The sequence below is a fragment of the Longimicrobium sp. genome (assembly GCF_036280135.1).
Lineage (GTDB): Bacteria > Gemmatimonadota > Gemmatimonadetes > Longimicrobiales > Longimicrobiaceae > Longimicrobium.
Genome location: NZ_DASURI010000559.1, coordinates 1 through 7,832 on the forward strand (window position 1 = coordinate 1; position 7,832 = coordinate 7,832).

A 7,832-nucleotide genomic window follows, 5' to 3' on the forward strand; every position below is an offset into this window, starting at 1 on the left:
CCCTGCGTGAGCAGCGCGTTCGCCTGGGCGATGCGGGCCGCCTCTTCCTCGTTGGCGGAGAGCCACGCCGTGATGCGCGTGACCACGGGGGTCACGTGCGTCGTCTTGGCCGTCGCGCCCAGCAGCACGCGGCCCACCTCGCCCTCGGGGGGCAGCGCGGGCACGCCGCTGGTGTAGTCCAGGGCCACCTCGTCGGGCGTGTCGCCCCACTCCTGCACCTCCAGCCCCTGCGACTGCCGGGCGAAGAGGGCCTCCGTCACCTCGGCCGTGAGCACCGTCCCCGGCACGGCCAGCACGGCCGCCGTCGTGGGCTGGTACACCCGCACGGGGAGCGACATGGGGTTGCGGATGGCCTCGGGGGCCACGCCGCGCGCCGCCGCGCCCGCGCGCCGGCTCACCACGCGCACGAGGTTCACGGGCTGGGCGCTGATGCGGTCCGCCAGGTCGTCCGTGATGCGCTCGCCGCGGCGGGCCAGCAGGGGCAGCGTGGCCAGCTCGCGCTCGAACGCCTCCTGGTCCAGCTCGCCCGCCAGCATGCGCGGGAACAGCGCGTTCCAGTCGGCCACGTCCTCGGCCAGCTCGGCGCCCACGATCATGGCGCGGAACACCTCGCGGCCGCGGACGGCGTCGATGGTCTCGCCCTTCTTGGCGAACACCCGCGCGCGGTCGCCCAGCACCAGGCGCACGGCCTCGTCCAGCCGCGCCTCGGCGGGGTAGCGCACGATGGCGCGCACCACCTTGCGGTACGGCGTCTCGATGAAGCCCAGGTCGTTGATCCGGGCGTACGTCGTGAGCGAGTTGATCAGGCCGATGTTGGGGCCTTCCGGCGTCTCGATCGGGCACATGCGCCCGTAGTGCGAGTAGTGCACGTCACGCACCTCGAAGCCGGCGCGCTCGCGGGTCAGACCGCCCGGTCCCAGGGCCGACAGGCGACGCTTGTGCGTCATCTCGGCCAGGGGGTTGGTCTGGTCCATGAACTGGCTCAGCTGCGACGACCCGAAGAACTGCTGGATCACCGCCGACACCGTGCGCGCGTTCACCAGGTCGTCGATGTTGATCTTGTCGGGGTCCGACACGATCGACATGCGCTCGCGCACCAGCCGCGCCATGCGCGACAGGCCCACGGAGAACTGGTTGGCGATGAGCTCGCCCACGCTGCGCACCCGGCGGTTGCCCAGGTGGTCGATGTCGTCGGTGTCGCCGCGGCCCTCGTGGAGTTCCACCAGCTGCCACAGGATGGCCAGGACGTCCTGCGCCGTGAGCGCCGTCATGCCCGCCGGCGGCACCGTGTAGCCCAGCGACTCGAACGCCGGGGCCAGCCGCTGGTTGATCTTGTAGCGGCCCACGCGGCCCAGGTCGTACCGCTTGTTCAGCGACTCCTCGGTGTACTCCGAGTAGTCGGTGCTGGCGACGGGGTTGTTGGCGTTGCCGGCCAGGTCGCCCGCCACGAACAGCGACGTGCGGGGCTGGAACAGCAGGCGCCACACGGCCACGTACACCTGCACCACGCGGTTGAGCTCGTACACCAGCACGCGGCTGGGACGCCCCGCCTTTTCCGTGCGGTCGTCGCGGAAGCTCTCCCACACGTAACGAATGCCGCGCTCCTGCGCGAAGCGCAGCATGCGCTCCTCGGCCGAGCGCTGCGCCTCGCGGCTCATGGGGTCCACGGGCTGCGCGCCGCGCTCCGCCCACGCGTTCAGGAAGTCGGCGATGTGCATGATGCTGTCGCCGCCGGCCAGGAACTCGTCCTCGCTCCACACGTCGGGCGCGGGGGCCGTGCCCGGGCGCACCAGGTTGTGGATGGCGAACAGCGAGTCCAGCGTGCCCCGCGTGGGGTCCTTGGCCAGCGTGGCGCGCAGCGCCGTGCCGCCGTGGCCCGTGCCGCGGTACACGTTCACGCTCTCGATGCCGGCCCGCAGCAGGCGGCCCAGCGTCTCGCCGTTGAGCTCGTCGCCGGCGCGGGCCACCAGGGCCTGCCCCACGACGGGAAAGTGCGACACGCCCGCCTCGCGCAGGGCCGAGTACAGCTCGCGGGTCAGCCGCTTGCCGCGGTCGAACACCTCGCCCGTGGAGGGGAGCACGACCTCGCGGTACAGCACCGGGCCCTCGGGACCCAGGATGGACGGGTCGGGGACGTCCTCGGCCAGAAAGCCGTGGAACACCTCGCCGCGCCGCCCCTCGCGGGTGTTGGCCGTCTCCAGCGTGCCCAGCGCCACCGTCTCCCGGTCAAAGAACACGTCCAGGACGTCGGCGTCGCGGCTGAAGCCCACCGCCCGCAGCAGCGCCGTGGCGGGGAACTTCTTCTTCTTGTCGATGTGCACCGCGACCACGTCGTGGATGTCGAGGGTGAACTCCACCCACGAGCCGCGGAAGGGGATGATGCGGGCGCTGTACAGCTTGCTGCCGTTGGGGTGGATGTTCTCCTCGAACACCACGCCCGGCGACCGGTGCAGCTGGCTGACGATGACGCGCTCCGCGCCGTTGATGATGAACGTTCCCAGGGGCGTCAGGACCGGCAGGTCCCCCAGGTACACTTCCTTTTCGATGATGTCCTTGGGCCGGCGCTCGTCGCCCACGTCCTCCCACACCACCAGCCGGAGCGTCGCCTTGAGGGGAGCCGCGTACGTCATGTCGCGCTCCATGCACTCCTCCATGTCGTACTTCGGCTCGCCCAGCGAGTACCGAACGAACTCCAGGGAGAAGTTCCCGTTGACGTCGGAGATGGGGAAGATCTCGTTGAATACGCGCTCGAGGCCCACGTCCTCGCGCTCGCGCGCGGCCGCGTCGGTCTGGAGCAGCGTGTCGAACGCCCGCAGCTGCACGTCCAGGAGGTTGGGATGCTCCATCCCCGACGTCAGCTTGGCGAAAGAGACGATCGGTTTATCTAGCGTTGCCAAGTGGGTCTCCCTCTCAGCGTGCGTGGATACGGAAAAGCGCAAACGACCCCGACCGAGAAAAATCGGCGGGGTGGCGTACCGTCCGTCGGAAATTGATCAGAGTCCTGCGCGTCATGGCCAGCCGGGCTGAAGTGGACCGGGTGATGGGGCTCGTTGCGGCCGTCGCCGCCCCGGCCCGCGGACCGGCGCGCGGGGGTTCCCGCGCGCCGGACCACACCGGCCGGTTACTTCAGCTCGACGGCGGCGCCCTGCTCCTCGAGCTTCGCCTTCATGGCCGCGGCCTCTTCCTTGGAAGCGGCTTCCTTCACGGTCTTCGGCGCGCCGTCGACCAGGTCCTTGGCCTCCTTCAGGCCCAGGCCGGTCAGCTCGCGCACGACCTTGATGACCTGGATCTTCTTCTCGCCGGCCGACGTGAGCACCACGTCGAACTCGGTCTGCTCCTCGGCCACGGGGGCCGCGGCGCCGCCGCCGGCGGCCGGGGCCGCAACGCCCACCGGGGCAGCCGCGGTCACGCCGAACTTCTCCTCGAAGGCCTTCACGAACTCCGAAAGCTCGAGAACGGTCATGTTGCCGATCGCGTCGAGCAGCTCGTCACGGGTCATGGTCGCCATCTCAGGGGCTCCTTGAATCTACAGGTTCAGTACGGTTCAGATCGGATCACCGGCAGGGCCGGTCAGCGTTTTGTCCCCGGCAGGGCGTTGCCGCCCCGCGGGCGCAGGTCAGGCCGCCGCGCCTTCCTTCTGCTGGCGCAGCTGGTCAACGGCGCGGGCGAACCCGGCCATCAGCTGGCTCATTCCGCCCACCAGGCGCGCCATGGGCGCCTGCAGGCCGCCGGCGATCTGCGCCAGCAGCACTTCACGGGGCGGCATGTCCGCGAGCTGCTTCACCTGCTCGGGACCAAACGACTTGCGGTCCACCACGCCCACCTTGACGGCGGGCCGGTCGCCGAACTCACGGGCAAAGTCGGACAGCACCTTGGCCGCGGCCACGGCGTCCTCGCGCCCGATCACCAGCCCCGTGGGGCCGCTGAAGAAGCCGGCCACGTCGGGCAGCTCCATCCCTTCGATGGCGCGCTTGGCCAGCGTGTTCTTCACCACCACGTACTCCACCCCCTGCTTGCGCAGGCGGGCCCGGAACTGCGTGATCTGCTTCACGCTCAGCCCGGTAAAGTCCGTGAGGTAGAAGGCGCTTGCGCCCTGCAGCTTTTCCTGCAGGTCCGCGACGACGACGTCCTTCTCGTCTTTCTTCATGGCTCAGCCCCGCCGGTAGAGGTTGGCGTCCACCGGCACGCCCGGCCCCATGGTGCTGCTGACCGTCACGGACCGCACGTACGTGCCCTTGGCGGCCGCCGGCTTGGCCCGGATGACGGTGTCCATGAACGCGTTCAGGTTCTCTTCGAGCTTGGTGGGCTCGAACGAGATCTTGCCGATGGGACCGTGAACGTTCCCCGTGCGGTCCACGCGGAACTCGATCTTGCCGGCCTTGATCTCGCGGACGGCGCGGGCCACGTCCATGGTGACCGTGCCGGCCTTGGGCGTGGGCATGAGCCCGCGCGGGCCCAGGATGCGGCCCAGCTGGCCCACCTGGCCCATCATGTCCGGCGTGGCGACCGCGACGTCAAAGTCCAGCCAGCCATCCTTGATCTTCGCCACGTACTCGGTGCCCACGAAATCGGCACCGGCCTCCTCCGCCTCGCGCGCCTTGTCGCCCTGGGCGATCACCAGCACGCGCGCCGTCTTCCCCGTGCCGTGGGGAAGCACGACGGCGCCGCGGACGATCTGGTCCGCATGCCGCGGGTCCACGCCAAGCCGAACGGCGACCTCGACGGTCTCGTCGAACTTGGCGAAGCTCAGCTCCTTCACGAGGCCGACGGCCTCGGTGGGCTGAAACGTGGACCCCTCGGGCACGCGGGCCTGCGCATCGCGGAACTTCTTCCCGTGCTTTGGCATGTACCCCCTGCAGACGGACTGCTGAACAAAGTCCTCCCACCGCTCGCGCCGCCTATCGCCGCGGTGGTTCTTCGGACGGGAAGCCAGCCGTGCCCCGAAACGGGACGGAAGGGCGGGAGACCGCTTCCTGTGCGTTTCGGCTGGATTCCGCTTCTCCCGCCTTCGGCCGGGGCGCACACCTCACGCGTCCCGGTCGTGCGATGGAGTGCCAAGTTCCCAGTGCCAAGTTCCAAGTAACAAACTTGGCACCAGGCACTTGGTACTTGTCACTTTCCTTCTCAGTCGACCACTTCGACGCCCATCGACCGCGCGGTGCCGGCGATCTGGCGCATGGCGCCCTCGACGTCGGCCGCGTTCAGGTCGGGCATCTTGGTCTCGGCGATGGTCCGCAGCTGCTCCTGCGTGATGCGGCCCACCTTGGTCTTCTTGGAGGACGCCGAGCCCTTGTCCAGGCCGATGGCCTTCTTGATCAGCACCGCCGCCGGGGGCGTCTTGGTGATGAACGTGAAGGAGCGGTCCGCGTACACCGTGATCTCCACGGGGATGATCATCCCCGGCTGGCCCTGGGTGCGCGCGTTGAACTGCTTGCAGAACTCCATGATGTTCACGCCGTGCTGGCCCAGGGCCGGGCCCACGGGGGGCGCCGGGTTGGCCGCGCCGGCGGGAACCTGCAGCTTGATGAATCCGGTGACTTTCTTCGCCATCGTTCGCCTCGTCTCAACCGCTCAGGGCCTAGAAGCCGCGGAGCTGCGTGTAGTCCAGCTCGATGGAGGTGGGTCGCCCGAACAGCGAAACCTCTACCTTCACCTTGCCCTTGTCGTGGTCGATCTCCTGCACGGTGCCGCTGAACTCCTTGAACGGCCCGTCCGTGACCTCCACCACCTGTCCATGGGTGAAGGGGATGAGCACCACCGGCGCCTCGGGGGCGGCGGGAGCTTCCACCTCCTGCCCCATCACCTTGGCCAGCTCGTCGTCCGTGAGCGGCTGCGGCTCGGCCCCGGTGCCCAGGAACTTGATGACACCCTGGATGCTGTTCACCAGGTGCGCCGTGCGCTGGTTGTAGACCATCTTCACCAGCACGTACCCCGGGTACAGCTTGCGGGTGACGGTCACGCGCTTTCCGTTGCGCAGCTCCACCTCTTCACGGGTGGGGACCATCACCTCCTGGATCTGCTTGCTCTCCGGCTCGCCCTGCTCCTCGTCGATCCGGCGCTGGATGAGCCGCTGGACCTTGTTCTCGTGCCCCGAGTAGCTCTGGATGGCGTACCACTTGGCGTCGGCCATGGGCGCGCCTCAGCTCGCGAACAGGGAAGAGACCGCGTCCAGGACCGTGCGCACGACCGTGTCGATGCCAAAGATGATGGCGCCCATGGCCAGCATGAAGCCCACGATGATGCCCGTGGAGCTCTGCAGCTGCGCCCGGTCGGGCCAGGTGACCTTCTTTACCTGCTCCACCACCTCGGACACGAAGTCCCGCGGGGAGGTACGCGTGTTCTCAGCCATGCGAGGAAACCGTTGGCAATGCAATGGGTGCGGGCCGGCCCCGTGCGGGCCGGCCGCGGCGTACGCCGGATGACCGCTTACTTGGTTTCCTTGTGCGGCCGGTGCGTGTTGCACCGCGGGCAGTACTTGTTGTACTCCACCCGCTCGGGGTGCAGACGCTTGTTCTTGGTCTTGTGATAGTTCCTCTCCTTGCACTCCGTGCAGGCGAGGATGATCTTGTCGCGCATGGCTGTTTCTCCTGCCTTCGATAAGACGACGAACGGCAGGGAGGCGACGGTGCCTCCCCACCGCTAACGTCCGCCTGGGATCAGTCCAGGATCTCGGTAACGACGCCGGCGCCCACGGTGCGGCCGCCCTCGCGGATGGCGAAGCGCAGCTCCTTCTCCATGGCGATGGGCGTGATCAGCTCCACGCTCATCTGCACGTTGTCGCCCGGCATCACCATCTCCACCCCCTCGGGGAGGTTGGCGCTGCCCGTCACGTCCGTCGTGCGGAAGTAGAACTGCGGACGGTACCCGTTGAAGAACGGCGTGTGGCGGCCGCCCTCCTCCTTCGTCAGCACGTACACCTCGGCCTTGAACTTCGTGTGCGGCGTGATGGTCTTGGGCTTCGCCAGCACCATCCCGCGCTCGATCTCGTCCTTGGCCACGCCGCGAAGCAGCAGGCCCACGTTGTCGCCCGCCTGGCCCTCGTCCAGCAGCTTGCGGAACATCTCCACGCCGGTGACCGTCGTGCTCTTCTCCGCACCGAAGCCCACCAGCTCCACCGTCTCGCCCACCTTGATGATGCCGCGCTCGATGCGGCCCGTGGCCACCGTGCCGCGGCCCGTGATGGAGAACACGTCCTCCACCGGCATCAGGAACGGCTTGTCGATCTGGCGCTCCGGCTGCGGGATCCAGCTGTCGATCGCGTCCATCAGCTCCGTGATCTTCTGGCCCCACTCGCTGTTCGGGTCGCCGCCCTCCAGCGCCTTGAGCGCCGAGCCCTTCACGATCGGCGTGTCGTCGCCCGGGAAGTCGTACTCGCTCAGAAGCTCGCGGACTTCCAGCTCCACCAGCTCCAGAAGCTCCGGGTCGTCGACCATGTCGACCTTGTTCATGAACACCACGATGTACGGCACGTTCACCTGGCGCGCCAGGAGGATGTGCTCGCGCGTCTGCGGCATGGGGCCGTCGGCCGCACTCACCACCAGGATCGCCCCGTCCATCTGCGCCGCGCCCGTGATCATGTTCTTCACGTAGTCGGCGTGGCCCGGGCAGTCCACGTGCGCGTAGTGGCGGTTCGGCGTCTGGTACTCCACGTGCGCCGTGGAGATCGTGATGCCGCGCGCCCGCTCCTCGGGAGCCTTGTCGATGTTGTCGAAGCTCGTGAAGTCCGCCAGACCCTTCGCCGCCTGGATCCGCGTGATCGCGGCCGTCAGCGTGGTCTTGCCGTGGTCCACGTGGCCGATGGTGCCCACGTTCACGTGCGGCTTGTTGCGCTC

8 protein-coding genes and 1 pseudogene are annotated in these 7,832 nt (G+C 68.5%); all 9 read right to left on the reverse strand.

What is annotated here, in order from left to right; translation table 11 throughout:
- Positions 1-2,846: pseudogene (locus VFZ20_RS18090) on the reverse strand (hypothetical protein); the annotation flags it as partial.
- 275 nt (positions 2,847-3,121) lie between these two features.
- Positions 3,122-3,508 (reverse strand): 50S ribosomal protein L7/L12, encoded by a 387-nt coding sequence (gene rplL, locus VFZ20_RS18095; protein WP_349264105.1) that lies wholly within the window; start codon positions 3,506-3,508, stop codon positions 3,122-3,124.
- Positions 3,509-3,616: 108 nt separating this feature from the next.
- Positions 3,617-4,147: a 50S ribosomal protein L10 gene (gene rplJ, locus VFZ20_RS18100; RefSeq protein ID WP_329685327.1), complete on the reverse strand. Its 531-nt coding sequence runs from the start codon at positions 4,145-4,147 to the stop codon at positions 3,617-3,619.
- A gap of 3 nt (positions 4,148-4,150) precedes the next feature.
- Entirely contained in the window at positions 4,151-4,846 is a 696-nt protein-coding gene (rplA, locus tag VFZ20_RS18105) for a 50S ribosomal protein L1 (RefSeq protein ID WP_329685328.1), read from the reverse strand.
- A 278-nt stretch (positions 4,847-5,124) separates the two neighbouring features.
- Positions 5,125-5,550 carry a 50S ribosomal protein L11 gene (gene rplK, locus VFZ20_RS18110; protein ID WP_329685329.1) on the reverse strand — a complete coding sequence of 142 codons (426 nt, stop codon included), beginning with the start codon at positions 5,548-5,550 and terminating at the stop codon, positions 5,125-5,127.
- Between the two features lie 28 nt (positions 5,551-5,578).
- Complete coding sequence (gene nusG / locus VFZ20_RS18115; protein WP_329685330.1) at positions 5,579-6,130, reverse strand: transcription termination/antitermination protein NusG; 552 nt, start codon at positions 6,128-6,130, stop codon at positions 5,579-5,581.
- Positions 6,131-6,139: 9 nt separating this feature from the next.
- Positions 6,140-6,349: a preprotein translocase subunit SecE gene (gene secE / locus VFZ20_RS18120; protein ID WP_329685331.1), complete on the reverse strand. Its 210-nt coding sequence runs from the start codon at positions 6,347-6,349 to the stop codon at positions 6,140-6,142.
- A gap of 77 nt (positions 6,350-6,426) precedes the next feature.
- Positions 6,427-6,576 (reverse strand): 50S ribosomal protein L33, encoded by a 150-nt coding sequence (gene rpmG / locus VFZ20_RS18125; protein WP_329685332.1) that lies wholly within the window; start codon positions 6,574-6,576, stop codon positions 6,427-6,429.
- An 80-nt stretch (positions 6,577-6,656) separates the two neighbouring features.
- Positions 6,657-7,832, reverse strand: a 1,176-nt coding sequence (tuf, locus tag VFZ20_RS18130) for an elongation factor Tu (RefSeq protein ID WP_329685333.1), incomplete at its 5' end; no start/stop codon positions are given.